Annotated in this window: 7 protein-coding genes, 16 tRNA genes and 4 rRNA genes; 16 read left to right on the forward strand and 11 right to left on the reverse strand. The window is 45.2% G+C overall.

Going from position 1 to position 17,039, the window contains the following annotated elements:
- Positions 1 to 11: 11 nt before the first annotated feature.
- The 15 genes from DBX26_RS12880 to DBX26_RS12950 all read left to right on the forward strand — a co-directional run bounded on the left by DBX26_RS12880 (position 12) and on the right by DBX26_RS12950 (position 5,055).
- Positions 12 to 284, forward strand: coding sequence for an oxidative damage protection protein (locus DBX26_RS12880; protein ID WP_014233043.1), 273 nt, complete (start codon positions 12 to 14; stop codon positions 282 to 284).
- Positions 285 to 376: 92 nt separating this feature from the next.
- A complete protein-coding gene (gene mltC / locus DBX26_RS12885) occupies positions 377 to 1,519 on the forward strand; it encodes a membrane-bound lytic murein transglycosylase MltC (RefSeq protein WP_118119404.1) in 1,143 nt (380 codons plus the stop codon).
- A 100-nt stretch (positions 1,520 to 1,619) separates the two neighbouring features.
- Positions 1,620 to 1,695, forward strand: a tRNA-Phe gene (locus tag DBX26_RS12890).
- Positions 1,696 to 1,749: 54 nt separating this feature from the next.
- A tRNA-Thr gene (locus DBX26_RS12895) sits at positions 1,750 to 1,825 on the forward strand.
- 7 nt (positions 1,826 to 1,832) lie between these two features.
- Positions 1,833 to 1,908 (forward strand) — tRNA-Phe (locus tag DBX26_RS12900).
- Positions 1,909 to 1,980: 72 nt separating this feature from the next.
- Positions 1,981 to 2,056 (forward strand) — tRNA-Asn (locus tag DBX26_RS12905).
- Positions 2,057 to 2,125: 69 nt separating this feature from the next.
- Positions 2,126 to 2,201, forward strand: a tRNA-Thr gene (locus tag DBX26_RS12910).
- A 7-nt stretch (positions 2,202 to 2,208) separates the two neighbouring features.
- Positions 2,209 to 2,284 (forward strand) — tRNA-Phe (locus DBX26_RS12915).
- Between the two features lie 54 nt (positions 2,285 to 2,338).
- Positions 2,339 to 2,414, forward strand: a tRNA-Asn gene (locus DBX26_RS12920).
- A 254-nt stretch (positions 2,415 to 2,668) separates the two neighbouring features.
- Positions 2,669 to 4,294, forward strand: a complete 1,626-nt coding sequence (locus DBX26_RS12925) for a methyl-accepting chemotaxis protein (protein WP_118119406.1) — start codon at positions 2,669 to 2,671, stop codon at positions 4,292 to 4,294.
- A 233-nt stretch (positions 4,295 to 4,527) separates the two neighbouring features.
- Positions 4,528 to 4,603 (forward strand) — tRNA-Phe (locus DBX26_RS12930).
- Between the two features lie 54 nt (positions 4,604 to 4,657).
- Positions 4,658 to 4,733, forward strand: a tRNA-Thr gene (locus DBX26_RS12935).
- Positions 4,734 to 4,753: 20 nt separating this feature from the next.
- Positions 4,754 to 4,829: transfer RNA gene (locus tag DBX26_RS12940), tRNA-Asn, on the forward strand.
- A 39-nt stretch (positions 4,830 to 4,868) separates the two neighbouring features.
- Positions 4,869 to 4,944 (forward strand) — tRNA-Thr (locus tag DBX26_RS12945).
- A gap of 35 nt (positions 4,945 to 4,979) precedes the next feature.
- Positions 4,980 to 5,055 (forward strand) — tRNA-Asn (locus DBX26_RS12950).
- 1,209 nt (positions 5,056 to 6,264) lie between these two features.
- On the opposite strand, the gene DBX26_RS12955 is transcribed toward DBX26_RS12950, so the two are convergent.
- The 9 genes from DBX26_RS12955 to DBX26_RS13000 all read right to left on the reverse strand — a co-directional run bounded on the left by DBX26_RS12955 (position 6,265) and on the right by DBX26_RS13000 (position 13,593).
- Positions 6,265 to 6,341, reverse strand: a tRNA-Asp gene (locus tag DBX26_RS12955).
- A 31-nt stretch (positions 6,342 to 6,372) separates the two neighbouring features.
- Positions 6,373 to 6,489, reverse strand: a 5S ribosomal RNA gene (gene rrf / locus DBX26_RS12960).
- A gap of 18 nt (positions 6,490 to 6,507) precedes the next feature.
- Positions 6,508 to 6,583, reverse strand: a tRNA-Thr gene (locus DBX26_RS12965).
- Positions 6,584 to 6,644: 61 nt separating this feature from the next.
- Positions 6,645 to 6,760: ribosomal RNA gene (gene rrf / locus DBX26_RS12970) — 5S ribosomal RNA — on the reverse strand.
- A gap of 93 nt (positions 6,761 to 6,853) precedes the next feature.
- A 23S ribosomal RNA gene (locus tag DBX26_RS12975) occupies positions 6,854 to 9,744 on the reverse strand.
- Positions 9,745 to 10,038: 294 nt separating this feature from the next.
- Positions 10,039 to 10,114: transfer RNA gene (locus tag DBX26_RS12980), tRNA-Ala, on the reverse strand.
- 45 nt (positions 10,115 to 10,159) lie between these two features.
- A tRNA-Ile gene (locus DBX26_RS12985) sits at positions 10,160 to 10,236 on the reverse strand.
- A 65-nt stretch (positions 10,237 to 10,301) separates the two neighbouring features.
- A 16S ribosomal RNA gene (locus tag DBX26_RS12990) occupies positions 10,302 to 11,854 on the reverse strand.
- The 16S, 23S and 5S rRNA genes sit together here with 4 tRNA genes alongside, the layout of an rRNA operon.
- 485 nt (positions 11,855 to 12,339) lie before the next feature.
- A complete protein-coding gene (locus tag DBX26_RS13000; protein WP_118119408.1) occupies positions 12,340 to 13,593 on the reverse strand; it encodes an HD-GYP domain-containing protein in 1,254 nt (417 codons plus the stop codon).
- 300 nt (positions 13,594 to 13,893) lie between these two features.
- Between DBX26_RS13000 and DBX26_RS13005 the strand changes: the two genes are divergently transcribed.
- A complete protein-coding gene (locus tag DBX26_RS13005; protein ID WP_118119410.1) occupies positions 13,894 to 14,568 on the forward strand; it encodes an SDR family oxidoreductase in 675 nt (224 codons plus the stop codon).
- Between the two features lie 137 nt (positions 14,569 to 14,705).
- Here DBX26_RS13005 and DBX26_RS13010 read toward each other — a convergent pair whose 3' ends face one another.
- Both DBX26_RS13010 and DBX26_RS25665 read right to left on the reverse strand, forming a co-directional pair.
- Positions 14,706 to 15,644, reverse strand: coding sequence for a bile acid:sodium symporter family protein (locus DBX26_RS13010; protein ID WP_118119413.1), 939 nt, complete (start codon positions 15,642 to 15,644; stop codon positions 14,706 to 14,708).
- A gap of 1,092 nt (positions 15,645 to 16,736) precedes the next feature.
- A complete protein-coding gene (locus DBX26_RS25665; RefSeq protein WP_254063484.1) occupies positions 16,737 to 16,901 on the reverse strand; it encodes a hypothetical protein in 165 nt (54 codons plus the stop codon).
- Positions 16,902 to 17,039 lie beyond the last annotated feature (138 nt).

The raw sequence follows: 17,039 nt of genomic DNA on the forward strand, positions 1-17,039 counted from the left end.
AAGGAGTCATTATGAGCCGCACTGTGTTTTGTGCTCGACTAAAGAAAGAAGGCGAAGGTCTAGACTTTCAACTTTACCCAGGTGAACTAGGTAAACGTATTTTTGATAATATCTCTAAAGAAGCTTGGGCTGAATGGCAACACAAACAAACCATGTTGATCAACGAAAAGAAGCTTAACATGATGGATCCAGAGCATCGTAAACTGATCGAAACTGAAATGGTGAACTTCCTGTTCGAAGGCAAAGACGTTCACATCGATGGTTACACGCCACCTAGCGAATAACTTGTTAAAATAAAATAAGTTTATTCAGAAACAATGACATCACATAGCACCTTGTGGTGTCATTGCCACACCATCCCGTCAAATAATTAGCCATGAAAAAAATTGTCTTTATCGTTGCAGCCCTTCTATTAACGGCAGGCTGTAGTCGCGAGGTCGTCGAAAAGTTTTATGATGTCGAGTACGAGCCAACCAATCGCTTCGCCAATAACTTAGCCGAGTTACCAGGACAATTTGAGAAAGACACCGCAGCTCTCGATTCGTTGATCAATAGCTTCTCCGGTAATATCCAAAAAAAATGGGGAAAACGAGAAGTTAAGCTCGCAGGTAAAAGCAATTACGTAAAATATATCGATAACTACCTCAGTCGCGCTGAAGTTGATTTCCAAAAAGGCGTTATCACTATAGAAACCGTTTCGCCAACCGAACCACAAAAGCACCTCAAAAACGCCATCATCACAACACTACTCACTCCTGATGATCCGGCGAATGTCGATCTGTTTTCTTCCAAAGATATCAAACTTGAAGGTCAGCCTTTTCTCTATAAACAAGTCGTCGACCAAGATAACAAGCCTATTCAGTGGTCATGGCGAGCTAACCACTTTGCCGATTACCTGATTAACCACGAAATAAAAACCAAAGACGTCGACTTCAAAAAAGCGTACTACGTAGAAATTCCCATGGTGGAAGATCACTTCATCCAACGCAGCTATCAATATGCGAACATCGTGCGCCGAGCTGCAGAGAAATACGACATCCCTGAAGATTTGATTTACGCCATTATCAAAACAGAAAGCAGTTTTAATCCATATGCCGTCAGTTGGGCGAATGCCTATGGCTTGATGCAAGTCGTACCAAAAACAGCAGGCAGAGACGTTTTCGCGCTGGTAAAAAATCGCTCGGGCCAACCAAGCCCAGAGTATTTGTTTAACCCAGAAAACAATATCGATACCGGAACCGCTTACTTCTACATCTTGAAGAATCGTTATTTAAAAGATGTCAGTCACCCTACCTCGCTCGAATACAGTATGATATCCGCGTACAACGGCGGTACTGGTGGCGTTCTCAATACCTTTAACCGCAGTGACCGAAAACGTGCGATGCGGGATCTGAATTCTCTGCAACCTAACCAGGTTTATTGGGCACTAACTAAAAAACATCCCAATGCAGAAGCACGACGCTACCTAGAAAAAGTTACAAATTTCAAAAAGGAATTTAACTCTGTGCAAACTTTCTAGCACGAGTTGAACAAAAAGCGTTCGAACAACCACTTTTTTGAAATTATTTAAAAAAAGTGGTTGACGGAAAGCGGGAAAATCCGTTTAATAGCGCTCCGTTGCCCGGATAGCTCAGTCGGTAGAGCAGAGGATTGAAAATCCTCGTGTCGGTGGTTCGATTCCGCCTCCGGGCACCACAGTTTATTAATTGTTGGTGCTTAGCACGAACAATAGTTAAAAGAATAAAGTGTGCCGACTTAGCTCAGTAGGTAGAGCAACTGACTTGTAATCAGTAGGTCACCAGTTCGATTCCGGTAGTCGGCACCATTCTTTTGCCTCGATAGCTCAGTCGGTAGAGCAGAGGATTGAAAATCCTCGTGTCGGTGGTTCGATTCCGCCTCGAGGCACCATTATTTGGTGCACTTGCTTAATCTAATTTGATTTGCAAGACACAAACAACTTTTTGTTGTTAAAAGAATAATTCCTCCTTAGCTCAGTTGGTAGAGCGACGGACTGTTAATCCGCAGGTCGCTGGTTCGAGCCCAGCAGGAGGAGCCAATTTCTAGAGTTTCATTTAGTTGGAATTCTAAAAAAGAAGAGTCCACTCTTCTAAAAAGAATAAAGTGTGCCGACTTAGCTCAGTAGGTAGAGCAACTGACTTGTAATCAGTAGGTCACCAGTTCGATTCCGGTAGTCGGCACCATTCTTTTGCCTCGATAGCTCAGTCGGTAGAGCAGAGGATTGAAAATCCTCGTGTCGGTGGTTCGATTCCGCCTCGAGGCACCATTATTTGGTGCACTTGCTTAATTTAATTGATTAGCAAGACACAAACAGAATAGTTCCTCCTTAGCTCAGTTGGTAGAGCGACGGACTGTTAATCCGCAGGTCGCTGGTTCGAGCCCAGCAGGAGGAGCCACTTTCAAGAAGCCGCATCACATGATGCGGCTTTTTTTATCTATACATTCTCCCCTACCCAATCACGACTTTCACCACCCCACATATAAAGCTCGCTTACTAAAAACTTATTTCACGATAAAAATTTAATCTCCATCATAGTTTAAACAAGCACTTGTAGGCGCTCATTTCCTTCTTCAATAAGATGCCTTGTCTATTCAATTTCTAAAATAAGCCATGCTTTGCATAGCAACTAAAACATTTGTGAGCCCAAATATGAAACTAAAAACTCAAGCCTATTTACTGTCTGCGATTATATTGCTGGCGCTGCTCGCATTAACCGCTACAGGTTTATGGACTCTGAGAGTTGCAAGTAACCTTGATAACAAAGCTCGAGTGACAGAACTGTTCAAGAGCGCATATAGCATTCTGACAGAAGTAGAAGCAATGGCTGCAAGTGGTGAACTTCCGGAAGATGAAGCAAAAGCACTGGCGACTCGCCTGCTTCGCAACAATATCTATAAAGATAATGAATACGTTTATGTTGCCGATGAGAACATGGTATTTGTCGCTGCGCCTCTCGATCCACAATTGCATGGCACCAGCTTCCATGACTTCAAAGACAGCAATAACAATAGCGTTGGCCAATTAATATTAGATATTTTGGATAACAAAACAGGCCAGATTGTCGAATATACATGGAGTCAAACACAAACTGACGGAAGCATTGAAGAGAAGCATTCAATAGCAGAAAAAACGCCTCACTGGGGATGGGTTGTAGGTACTGGTATTGGGTTTAACGAGGTAAATGCACGATTTTGGGCTACTGCACAATGGCAACTCGTTCTATGCCTCTTCATCGCAGGTGCTATTCTTACCAGCCTAATCATCGCTATCCGCAAGATGCTGAACGTATTAGGAGGAGAGCCTCATGACGTACGCCAAGCCGTTCAGGCAGTCTCTCAGGGCAATATACAGACAAGTTTCGATACGGTAGCCCCAAAAGATAGTATTTACGATGCTGTGCAGAACATGAGTCAGTCTCTGGCCATAATGGTAACGAATCTCGATAGTTCTATGCTCGCTCTGCGCTCAGAGTTATCCGCAGTTGAATCACGCTCTGGAACCATTGCTGATTTGACCCTATCACAACAGGAATCAACCGCTATGATTGCGACAGCGATGACAGAAATGGCCTCATCAGCTAATCAAGTCGCAACGTCAGCAAATGATACCGCGCGAAATACGGATGAGGCAGACAAACAAAGCCAACAAACCCAATCACTGATATGCAGTACAGTGGATAATATCCAGGGACTAGCAAATCAGTTAAGTACAGCCAGTCTGGCGGTAGCTAATTTAGATCAGGATGTAAACAACATAGTCAAAGTTTTAGATGTCATTGGTGATATCGCAGAGCAAACTAACTTACTGGCGCTAAACGCAGCCATTGAAGCCGCTCGCGCGGGTGAGCAAGGCAGAGGGTTTGCTGTTGTGGCCGATGAAGTTCGCAAACTTGCTGGCCGCACTCAAGATAGTACAAAAGAGATCCAGAACATGATCTCAAACCTCCAGCAAGGTTCTCGCCATGCTATCCAAACAATGGAGATTTGCGCCGAGACCAGTCAAAGCACAGTCACACAGTCCCAAAGTGCTTCTGAAGCTCTACAACAGATAGTGACAGCATTAGAAGCCATTACGACAATGAGCCAACAAATCGCAACGGCCGCTGCGGAGCAAACCCATGTCAGCGACGATATTGCACACCGCATAAACCTGATTGAAGAAAGCGGTTATCAGCTAAATTCAGTGGTCACAGAGAGTCAAACAAGCACTCAAAGCCTGGCTTCTTTAGCGAATGATCTGGAAGGATGGGTGAATAAGTTCTCTGTAAAGCACTAGCTTAGAGCCAATTTACTAACTTAAAGCACGTTTTCAAACGTGCTTTATTATTTTTGGCTTACTAATCAGGCAAACAAACTCGTCGTTTAGTTCCCAAGAACGCTTAAAGCAAGGTGTATCACCATTTAAAACGCATAAAAACAGCCCACTCCGAGCACAATTTCATCAAACGATATTTTATTTGAATTTTATTGTTGACCTAAGAAGCGAAAAACCGTTTAATACACCTCGTCGCCCGGATAGCTCAGTCGGTAGAGCAGAGGATTGAAAATCCTCGTGTCGGTGGTTCGATTCCGCCTCCGGGCACCACAATTTATTAATTGTTGGTGCTTTGCACGAACAATAGTTAAAAGAATAAGGTGTGCCGACTTAGCTCAGTAGGTAGAGCAACTGACTTGTAATCAGTAGGTCACCAGTTCGATTCCGGTAGTCGGCACCATTTATTCTTAAAAAGACAATTCCTCCTTAGCTCAGTTGGTAGAGCGACGGACTGTTAATCCGCAGGTCGCTGGTTCGAGCCCAGCAGGAGGAGCCACTTTCAATTAGCAAGATTATTGCTTGTTAATGAAAACGTGCCGACTTAGCTCAGTAGGTAGAGCAACTGACTTGTAATCAGTAGGTCACCAGTTCGATTCCGGTAGTCGGCACCACTTTCTTTAAAGATAAGAATATTTAAAAAGATAATTCCTCCTTAGCTCAGTTGGTAGAGCGACGGACTGTTAATCCGCAGGTCGCTGGTTCGAGCCCAGCAGGAGGAGCCACTTTTGGAAAGCTGCATCATTGATGCGGCTTTTTTTTCGTTTAAAATTCCCGAATAGCTCTTCTTCTCTTCGCAAGCAAGTCTGTATCCCTGCGTAATTAGATTTAAAAATTTTGCTTAACCAACATGCTGCCAGAAAGTTTATCTTTACTCCCCTCTCTTATTAGATCGCGATATAAATAGAAGTATGGCTCCTAAGGCTTAGCAACAGCACAAATCACATTTGCCTCTTTCATTATCCACTTCACACTCAGTCCCAGCATCAACACTCTATAGATACTCATCAAATACCAGTATTGGCTCTCTAACAGCCCTTCAATGACTTTATAAGTTGTTAGTGCGTAATGATCCCATAATAATCGTAATCACCAACCTGTAACGCTCTAGAGAGCTTACAGAGCTAGGAACAGGCTTTAAAAGTAAGCTCTTTCTTTATAACGATAAATCAAGAAAAACACTCACTAAGAGCCGACGCGAGTACTGTTAAGCCGAGAAATGTGCTAATTCATTTCAGCAGAGAAAGCTCTGTAATTAATCCTAAGCAGTTATATCAGTACACCTTACGCCAACAACACCGTAAACATGGATCGACTGGAGACTTCACCATACAGCGCCCAATCACACACCAATGCAAGCGTATAAGCCATCTTTGAAATTCCACAGTAATAAGTATTACCTTTCTAACTAAGACTCAAGACAGGTGACAGCGGGCAAAAAGAACATGAGGTTTCTTCTGACGTTCAGAATAAGCAGAGGATCTGTAGAGCTTGAGATCAAGCAAGCTCCCAACACGAGGAACTTATAGGTCTGAGTAAAGTCACTCAACACAAACTAAAAGATCCTGGCATTTCTGCTTGGATCGGGAATGAATATCAGAAGACCAGAGCCACAGGCAAGCTCTCCTGCTGGACTTATTGATCGAAGACCAACTTAACTCAGCACAAACAAAAGACCCCAGCATTTCTTCTAGGGGCTGGATAAATTGCGGAGTGGCTGAGTCGACATTCCGACGGGACGCTTTCGGCTGAAGAGCCAACATAAACTTAAATGAAAAAAGCCCTGCTATTTCTAGCAAGGCTTTAGAATAAGTGGCAGAGCGGCTCGGGTTGCAGACAACGGGCAAACCTTTTGCGGGACTCATTGGTCGAAGACCAACTTAACTCAGCACAAACTAAAAGACCCCAGCATTTCTGCTGAGGTCTGGAATAAGTGGCGGAGCGGACGGGACTCGAACCCGCGACCCCCGGCGTGACAGGCCGGTATTCTAACCAACTGAACTACCGCTCCGCATTGGTCAGACTATTTGAGTCTAATAAGAACCTGGCGATGTTCTACTCTCACATGGGGAAACCCCACACTACCATCGACGCTACTTCGTTTCACTTCTGAGTTCGGAAAGGAAATCAGGTGGGTCCAAAGCGCTATGGTCGCCAAGTAAAATTCTAATTGTAAATGGTGCTGATACCCAGACTCGAACTGGGGACCTCATCCTTACCAAGGATGCGCTCTACCACCTGAGCTATATCAGCATCAAGATGTCCCTGAAGACTAAAAAAGCCCGTTCTTTCAAACGGGCTCTTTAAATTTAAAGCCTGGCGATGTCCTACTCTCACATGGGGAAACCCCACACTACCATCGGCGCTATTTCGTTTCACTTCTGAGTTCGGAATGGAATCAGGTGGGTCCAAAACGCTATGGTCGCCAAGCAAATTCTTTAATTCGGAAAGCTGTTTTTTAATTCTCGTTATTACACATTCAATGTTCTTACATTGAGTCCATCAAAACCCCTTGGGTGTTGTATGGTTAAGCCTCACGGGCAATTAGTACAGGTTAGCTCAACGCCTCACAACGCTTACACACCCTGCCTATCAACGTCGTAGTCTACGACAACCCTTTAGGATACTTAAAGTATCAGGGAGAACTCATCTCAAGGCTCGCTTCCCGCTTAGATGCTTTCAGCGGTTATCGATCCCGAACTTAGCTACCGGGCAATGCGTCTGGCGACACAACCCGAACACCAGAGGTTCGTCCACTCCGGTCCTCTCGTACTAGGAGCAGCCCCTTTCAATTCTCCAACGCCCACGGCAGATAGGGACCGAACTGTCTCACGACGTTCTAAACCCAGCTCGCGTACCACTTTAAATGGCGAACAGCCATACCCTTGGGACCGACTTCAGCCCCAGGATGTGATGAGCCGACATCGAGGTGCCAAACACCGCCGTCGATATGAACTCTTGGGCGGTATCAGCCTGTTATCCCCGGAGTACCTTTTATCCGTTGAGCGATGGCCCTTCCATTCAGAACCACCGGATCACTATGACCTGCTTTCGCACCTGCTCGAATTGTCATTCTCGCAGTCAAGCGGGCTTATGCCATTGCACTAACCTCACGATGTCCAACCGTGATTAGCCCACCTTCGTGCTCCTCCGTTACGCTTTGGGAGGAGACCGCCCCAGTCAAACTACCCACCAGGCACTGTCCGCAACCCCGATAAGGGGTCGACGTTAGAACATCAACACTACAAGGGTGGTATTTCAAGGACGGCTCCACGAATACTGGCGTACTCGTTTCAAAGCCTCCCACCTATCCTACACATGTAGGGTCAATGTTCAGTGCCAAGCTGTAGTAAAGGTTCACGGGGTCTTTCCGTCTAGCCGCGGGTACACTGCATCTTCACAGCGATTTCAATTTCACTGAGTCTCGGGTGGAGACAGCGTGGCCATCATTACGCCATTCGTGCAGGTCGGAACTTACCCGACAAGGAATTTCGCTACCTTAGGACCGTTATAGTTACGGCCGCCGTTTACCGGGGCTTCGATCAAGAGCTTCGACCGAAGTCTAACCCCATCAATTAACCTTCCGGCACCGGGCAGGCGTCACACCGTATACGTCATCTTACGATTTTGCACAGTGCTGTGTTTTTAATAAACAGTTGCAGCCACCTGGTATCTGCGACTCTCAATAGCTCCATCCGCGAGGGACTTCACCGTCGAGAGCGTACCTTCTCCCGAAGTTACGGTACCATTTTGCCTAGTTCCTTCACCCGAGTTCTCTCAAGCGCCTTGGTATTCTCTACCCGACCACCTGTGTCGGTTTGGGGTACGATTCCTTACAATCTGAAGCTTAGAGGCTTTTCCTGGAAGCATGGCATCAATGACTTCACTACCGTAGTAGCTCGACGTCGTGTCTCAGCCTTAAAGAGAGCCGGATTTACCTAACTCTCAAGCCTACGCACTTGAACCTGGACAACCGTCGCCAGGCCCACCTAGCCTTCTCCGTCCCCCCATCGCAATTGTAAGAAGTACGGGAATATTAACCCGTTTCCCATCGACTACGCCTTTCGGCCTCGCCTTAGGGGTCGACTTACCCTGCCCCGATTAACGTTGGACAGGAACCCTTGGTCTTCCGGCGAGGAGGTTTTTCACCCCCTTTATCGTTACTCATGTCAGCATTCGCACTTCTGATACGTCCAGCATGCGTTACCACACACCTTCAACCGCTTACAGAACGCTCCCCTACCCAATATACAAAAGTATATTGCCGCAGCTTCGGTTTACTACTTAGCCCCGTTACATCTTCCGCGCAGGCCGACTCGACCAGTGAGCTATTACGCTTTCTTTAAATGATGGCTGCTTCTAAGCCAACATCCTGGCTGTCTGAGCCTTCCCACATCGTTTCCCACTTAGTAGTAATTTGGGACCTTAGCTGGCGGTCTGGGTTGTTTCCCTCTCCACGACGGACGTTAGCACCCGCCGTGTGTCTCCCGGATAGTACTTACTGGTATTCGGAGTTTGCAAAGGGTTGGTAAGTCGGGATGACCCCCTAGCCTTAACAGTGCTCTACCCCCAGTAGTATTCGTCCGAGGCGCTACCTAAATAGCTTTCGGGGAGAACCAGCTATCTCCAGGTTTGATTGGCCTTTCACCCCTAGCCACAAGTCATCCGCTAATTTTTCAACATTAGTCGGTTCGGTCCTCCAGTTGATGTTACTCAACCTTCAACCTGCCCATGGCTAGATCACCTGGTTTCGGGTCTATATCCAGAGACTGAACGCCCAGTTAAGACTCGGTTTCCCTACGGCTCCCCTAGATGGTTAACCTTGCCACTGAATATAAGTCGCTGACCCATTATACAAAAGGTACGCAGTCACAGGACAAAGCCTGCTCCTACTGCTTGTACGTACACGGTTTCAGGTTCTATTTCACTCCCCTCACAGGGGTTCTTTTCGCCTTTCCCTCACGGTACTGGTTCACTATCGGTCAGTCAGTAGTATTTAGCCTTGGAGGATGGTCCCCCCATATTCAGACAGGATATCACGTGTCCCGCCCTACTCGATTTCACTGAACACACATCGTCAACTACGGGACTATCACCCTGTATCGTCGGCCTTTCCAGACCGTTCGTCTAACGCGTGTAAAGCTTAAGGGCTAGTCCAATTTCGCTCGCCGCTACTTTCGGAATCTCGGTTGATTTCTTTTCCTCGGGGTACTTAGATGTTTCAGTTCCCCCGGTTCGCCTCGTTATGCTATGTATTCACATAACGATACTTACTTATGTAAGTGGGTTTCCCCATTCGGAAATCCCAGACTCAAGTGGCTTTTACTGCCTAATCTGGGCTTATCGCAAGTTAATACGTCCTTCATCGCCTCTGACTGCCAAGGCATCCACCGTGTACGCTTAGTCACTTAACCATACAACCCGAAGGAGTTTCGAATTGATGTTAAACAACCAAAGTTGTCTCTCATTATTTGAATGAGCGAGAGACATTAGTTTGTTTCCGCTTTAAAAAGCAGAGCCAAACTACGATTTTGCCGGACTCAAATTCCAAGAACACTTGAATGTGTTTTTAGTTGTATTCCATTAGGAATACTTTGAGAACTTTACAAATAATCTTAAAGATTATTTTGTCAGCTTTCCAAATTGTTAAAGAGCTAGATTCATTTAAGAACCATTTTTAAAAGCACTATCGCTAATGCGCTTAAAGATGGTGGAGCTAAGCAGGATCGAACTGCTGACCTCCTGCGTGCAAGGCAGGCGCTCTCCCAGCTGAGCTATAGCCCCATCAAGGTGTGTCGATACTGTATGCCAATTCCTTGGGAAGGGAATTGGTGGGTCTGAGTGGACTCGAACCACCGACCTCTCGCTTATCAGGCGAACGCTCTAACCACCTGAGCTACAGACCCAGTATCGTCTCTTTTACATAAACCGTATCAATCTGTGTGGACACTCATCGTGAGTAATCATCGTATAAGGAGGTGATCCAGCGCCAGGTTCCCCTAGCGCTACCTTGTTACGACTTCACCCCAGTCATGAACCACAAAGTGGTAAGCGTCCCCCCGAAGGTTAAACTACCTACTTCTTTTGCAGCCCACTCCCATGGTGTGACGGGCGGTGTGTACAAGGCCCGGGAACGTATTCACCGTGGCATTCTGATCCACGATTACTAGCGATTCCGACTTCATGGAGTCGAGTTGCAGACTCCAATCCGGACTACGACGCACTTTTTGGGATTCGCTCACTTTCGCAAGTTGGCCGCCCTCTGTATGCGCCATTGTAGCACGTGTGTAGCCCTACTCGTAAGGGCCATGATGACTTGACGTCGTCCCCACCTTCCTCCGGTTTATCACCGGCAGTCTCCCTGGAGTTCCCGACATTACTCGCTGGCAAACAAGGATAAGGGTTGCGCTCGTTGCGGGACTTAACCCAACATTTCACAACACGAGCTGACGACAGCCATGCAGCACCTGTCTCAGAGTTCCCGAAGGCACCAATCCATCTCTGGAAAGTTCTCTGGATGTCAAGAGTAGGTAAGGTTCTTCGCGTTGCATCGAATTAAACCACATGCTCCACCGCTTGTGCGGGCCCCCGTCAATTCATTTGAGTTTTAATCTTGCGACCGTACTCCCCAGGCGGTCTACTTAACGCGTTAGCTCCGAAAGCCACGGCTCAAGGCCACAACCTCCAAGTAGACATCGTTTACGGCGTGGACTACCAGGGTATCTAATCCTGTTTGCTCCCCACGCTTTCGCATCTGAGTGTCAGTATCTGTCCAGGGGGCCGCCTTCGCCACCGGTATTCCTTCAGATCTCTACGCATTTCACCGCTACACCTGAAATTCTACCCCCCTCTACAGTACTCTAGTCTGCCAGTTTCAAATGCTATTCCGAGGTTGAGCCCCGGGCTTTCACATCTGACTTAACAAACCACCTGCATGCGCTTTACGCCCAGTAATTCCGATTAACGCTCGCACCCTCCGTATTACCGCGGCTGCTGGCACGGAGTTAGCCGGTGCTTCTTCTGTCGCTAACGTCAAATGATAGTGCTATTAACACTACCACCTTCCTCACGACTGAAAGTGCTTTACAACCCGAAGGCCTTCTTCACACACGCGGCATGGCTGCATCAGGCTTGCGCCCATTGTGCAATATTCCCCACTGCTGCCTCCCGTAGGAGTCTGGACCGTGTCTCAGTTCCAGTGTGGCTGATCATCCTCTCAGACCAGCTAGGGATCGTCGCCTTGGTGAGCCCTTACCTCACCAACTAGCTAATCCCACCTAGGCATATCCTGACGCGAGAGGCCCGAAGGTCCCCCTCTTTGGCCCGTAGGCATCATGCGGTATTAGCCATCGTTTCCAATGGTTATCCCCCACATCAGGGCAATTTCCTAGGCATTACTCACCCGTCCGCCGCTCGACGCCGTTAACGTCCCCCGAAGGTTCAGTTAACTCGTTTCCGCTCGACTTGCATGTGTTAGGCCTGCCGCCAGCGTTCAATCTGAGCCATGATCAAACTCTTCAATTTAAGATTTTGTTGGCTCAATGAATACTGAACATTACATAAAGTAATGTTTGAATTGACTGTGCTGAATCCGAAGATTCAATGGTCACTTCGTATCATTGAAACCTAATTTGAAACCGAAGTTTCTAATTGGATTATCATCAACGAGTGCCCACACAGATTGATAGGTCTATATTGTTAAAGAGCTTGCTTTGCGAGAAGTTTTTCTCTCAAAGCGGAGGTGCATTCTAGCGATTTGGTTGTTAGTGTCAAACACTTTTTTCAACTAATTTTTCGTAGAAGCTTTTACCTCTCCGACCCTGCTGAAGCCTTATCGCGTCTGCCGTGTCGGTGGATGCGCATTATAGGGAGAAGAATTTCTTTGGCAATACTAAAAATGCAATTATTTCAAAAAAACATGCCAAGTGGACATTTTCCATCCAACCTTAAAATTACCCCAAAATAACACTCAGCATTTCTACATATTACCCACAAAACCCTGTGGATAACTAAGCATCAGTATCGAAGAAGTATGAAATTCGAGAACGCGGATTAAGATACTCTTTTATATTCTCTGGCAGTTTAGAAGGATGTATTGCGTTTACTATCCTTAAATCCTTCGACGCTAAATCAAGTATTGGGGCTTGGGTTCTCGGTACTGAGGGGTCATAAACCAAAACATTAGGGAATAATAGATTCGAAGCATTCACTGAGATAACTAACCCAATCATGTTATTGGTCAGCTGTACAACTGTTCCCGGAGGGAAGACGCCCATAAACTTAATCAGGAGTTTGAGGTTTTCCTCTTTATATAGATGTTTGCAATTCTTATATAGATGGGAAAGTGCGGTATACGGGATCTTTTGTTCTGAAGTAATTCTCGTATGACACAAGTTATCAAATGCATTGGCGACAATAATGATTTGTGCAAACTCGTTTATCTCATCCCCTTGCAACCCCTTAGGATAGCCAGAACCGTCTCTTAACTCATGATGCTGCTCAATAACTGTCTTTGCCGTTTCAGGAAAGTCCTCTATTTGGTTAGCCAGATCCAAACCATACTTAGTATGCAGCTTTAAATAGTTCTCTTCGGGAACCGTCAGTGGTTCTTGCTTTCTTAATATAGCTGTTGGAATTTTGACTTTACCCATATCGTGAAACAATGCGGCAAAGGACAGCTCTTTCAATTGATTAGCAGAGTAACCTTTTGCTCGTCCAATCATCATCGCGATAACCGCAACATTCAGCGAGTGAAAATAGATATCTTCATATTCGTTTTTGCCATTCATGAGATGCAGCGTGACATTATCGTCACACATTAACTTATCTACGATATCTTCGGTTAGCTGCTTTGCTTCGTTAACCGCAGCGACCGGACGATTACGAATTTTCATCATTACTGAGCGCATACGAGCGAGAGAACGCTCAAACTCTTTTTCACATTGAATCACTCTGCGTCGATAAGCACTCAGCTTTTCTATTCGTTTCTGCTTCTCTTGCCATAATGCTTTCGTTTCTAGATCTAACGAATCATCGCTCTTTACTTTATCTTCCCTATCTTGGTTGACAGGTAAGGGCAATGAATCGCTTTGCTCAGGATTAAAGTACACGAACTTAACGCCAAGGTGACGAATCATCTCAACTTGTCCCTGATCTTTAATTTTAAAGCTATTAAGTAAGAATGGGTGATCGTTCCATTTCAACGGTAGACGGATATGTAACCCTGGCTGAATGCGATCTACGGTAAGTTTAATTGCTGCCACTATTCACTACTGACTGGGGTTTCAATATAAGCCCTCAATTTTAAGGGAATTTATAATAAAATTCATCAGTAATGATTATCAATGAGATCAATAGCATTCATCACCTAATTGCCACTACTTCTACCAAGTGAAATAACGCTTTTTCTATATTAAAAGATGATGCTTCAAAGCAGAAACTTTGGTCGGTGTTCAGTCACAAATCAATCGCTATCTCAGTTGAAAAGGCTTACTTCCATTTATCGTTCTATTTAAGCAAGGCATAATAAATTTGAACATTCTTTAAAAACCCGGAGTCAGTAAATGAAAATTCTCGTTACAGGTGCCAGCAGCGGTATAGGATTTGAGCTAGTAAAACAGCTCTGCGCGGAACATCACGAAGTTTTTGCTACAGGCAGAAATAAGAATAAGTTAACAGAGCTACATCAACTGACTGGTTGTAAGTTTGCCTCCTATGATCTCACTGAGTCTCAGCAAGTGATGGATATGTTCAAGCAAGCGACTGAAGAACTAGGTGGGCTGGATGTCCTCATTAACAACGCAGGCATGAATACTCGTAAATGTGCGATTGATGAGTTTTCGCTAGAAGAGTTTGAACAGCAGTACGCGATCAACTTAAGAGCGCCTGCAATTCTATGTAGAGAAGCGCTATCGTTAATGAAAGAGCAGAAGTCGGGCTACATCATTAACGTCACCAGTACCGTTGCCAAACGGGCGAGCGAAACGATGGCAGTTTACACAACCATGAAACAAGGGTTAGCAGGTTTTACCGGCGTGCTAATGAAAGAAGCTCAACCTCATGGTATTAAAGTGACCAACTTATTCCCGGGCGGCACTGATACCAACTTTAGGGCAGCCAGCCGACCTGAGTACATGCAACCCGAAAGCGTGGCTCGTACTATTTTAGGGTTATTAAAGCTTCCGGAAGATGTGGTGGTACATGAAATGGTCTTTAGACCGCTTGTTGAACTTGAATAGCTCGACCGAAAGCACCTATTACCCCCTGAGTAAGATTTAGTATTCGGGGGATAACAGGCGTTTGAAGCCTCAGTAAATACCTAACAAGATAAATACCTCAGCCGATAACTTAACTTGACACTTGTTAATCAGTTGAACTATAGGCTATTAGTTACAGCCTTAGCTTTACGAGCCTTTTTGCTTGCCCAGTATCCAGCTAATAGAGAACCTGAAATGTTGTGCCAAACTGAGAATATTGTTCCGGCAATTGCCGATGCTGGCGAGAAGAACTTCATTGCGAGCGCCGTAGCCAAACCTGAGTTCTGTAATCCCACTTCAAATGCAATTGTCCGACAAGTTGATTCATTAAAGCCAAGTAGACGACAACAATAGTAACCCGCCGTCAAACCTAGGCCATTGTGTAAAATGACGGCCAAAGCTACCAATGGCCCAATGGTATTTAGGTTTTCAGCGTTTAAAGCCACAACGATGGCAATAATAACGACGATAGCGAGCATCGATATCAACGGTAATATTGCATTGACCTTAGCAACGGCTTTAGGAATAAATGTGTTAATAATGACGCCTATTGAGACAGGAAGGAGTACGATCTTAACTAAGCTCATCAACATCCCAGAAACAGGCACATCAACACTTTGACCAATCAACCCTTCTACAAGTAATGGCGTTAATATCACGCCTAATAATGTAGATATAGCCGTCATTGAAATGGAAAGCGCAACATCACCTTTGGCCAGAAATACCATCACGTTAGAGGATGTGCCACCAGCAACGCTACCAACCAGTACCATGCCGACAGTAAGCTCCGTACTAAAACCTAATAAGAAGCTGATGAGCAAAGCGGCAAGAGGCATAATTAAAAACTGAAGAAATACACCGATGCCCACCGCTTTTTTATGCTTGAGAACATTGAGGAAATCACTAGGAGATAAACTGATTCCCATAGCAAGCATGATAATCGTAAGTAAAGGGACGATTTGAGATTTTAAATCGACGAAGAGACTTGGTGAAAAGTAAGCGGTTAAGGCGAATATAACTGCCCAAACGGGGAACAGTTGGGTTAATCTCCCTATCATTTAGATGGTCCTTTTCTTTTAATAGTGATGTTGGCACTCCACCAAACTTTGCCTTTTCGTAACAAAGTTTATGACGCCAAAAGGTAGATAGTTAAGACGAGCATCTTTTCACATATCTCATTATCAAAAAAGACAACCATACCAATACGGTTTGATATTTCATCATTAAACATAGAGAGCTCAGCATTGCACCAAAGTAGTGAAAGTCACTAGTGCAAAGTTTGCAAACTTCCAGACCATACTAGTGAATACGACTTTCTCTCGGATCACTACTCTCTACCTTCGTCAAACCAAACTAAAAGCCTCCTGCTCCGGAAAAATATCGCGAACTTACCTCCAATCCAAACGAGTACACTGAAATGGCAACCGATGAACCAAATCATGGTTCATCAGCAAAGTGAGAAAAAAGTTTATAGATAAAACCGGGCAAGCCTTAGACTCACAAACTCCAGAAACAATAAAGCCCCGAATTACGTCGAGGCTCTGTATTAGAATATGGTACCGGTGGGAGGACTGATTGAGCAGGTATTCCTGCCGCCACCGCGGAGGCAACACTTGAACGTCAGTTTCAATTTTCAAACACCCAAAACGACGAAAGGCAGCTATAAAAGCGACCTTTCTATGTATGGTACCAGTGGGTGACTTGACTGGGCTTGCATCCAAGCCGCCACGCTGGATTTGAATTCACAAACTCCAGAAACAACAAAGCCCCGACTTTCGTCGAGGCTCTGTCTTAAAATATGGTACCGGTGGGCGGACTTGAACCGCCACGCCCGAAGGCAACGGATTTTGAATACAAAATCAGCAAGGCTGATCCGTGTATAAACAATCATTTAAAGTCATTTTCACACCAGAATCCATGGTAACTTATCGGCATGAAATGCACTGTTAGATAACGCAAGTAGAAAACCTTAAATAACTATCGTTTGCTGATAATTTCGCCACAAAGTGTGACAAAGGAGATCTCATCACAACCCAGTCCGCCGTTTCACTTCTAAATCAACTATAAGAGACCATAAATCTTCTCGGTCACTTTCAGATTCAAAATACCGTTGCTTAATGGGGAAGGTTCAAGTCTAGATGGTGTTGAGGCTAAACGTTTTGGGATAGCCATGTCCATTCATCCTCAGTCAACCAACCTGAGTACTCATCAACACGTGAAACAAACATTTTGTCACTTGCATCTAGATAGGGCGAGATCATGTCACGAATCTGTGTTGCATTATAATGTGTAGAAATGAGCCATGTAGAATCCATGATGTGATACCACTTAGAAAAGCCCTTTAAAACTTCATGTACTTTTTCGTATTTCTGTCCCGGAGAATTCAAATCATAACTAACGCAGTAAACTGCCATTTTAAGTCACCTAATTAATAATAAAGAGACTTCATGATA

It is taken from the genome of Vibrio sp. dhg (assembly GCF_003443775.1).
Classification (GTDB): domain Bacteria; phylum Pseudomonadota; class Gammaproteobacteria; order Enterobacterales; family Vibrionaceae; genus Vibrio; species Vibrio natriegens.

Coding starts and splice junctions, on each gene's coding strand:
- DBX26_RS12880 (WP_014233043.1), top strand. CDS start 12: ATGAGCCGCACTGTGTTTTGTGCTCGACTAAAGAAAGAAGGCGAAGGT.
- mltC (WP_118119404.1), top strand. CDS start 377: ATGAAAAAAATTGTCTTTATCGTTGCAGCCCTTCTATTAACGGCAGGC.
- DBX26_RS12925 (WP_118119406.1), top strand. CDS start 2,669: ATGAAACTAAAAACTCAAGCCTATTTACTGTCTGCGATTATATTGCTG.
- DBX26_RS13005 (WP_118119410.1), top strand. CDS start 13,894: ATGAAAATTCTCGTTACAGGTGCCAGCAGCGGTATAGGATTTGAGCTA.
- DBX26_RS13010 (WP_118119413.1), bottom strand. CDS start 15,644: ATGATAGGGAGATTAACCCAACTGTTCCCCGTTTGGGCAGTTATATTC.
- DBX26_RS25665 (WP_254063484.1), bottom strand. CDS start 16,901: ATGGATTCTACATGGCTCATTTCTACACATTATAATGCAACACAGATT.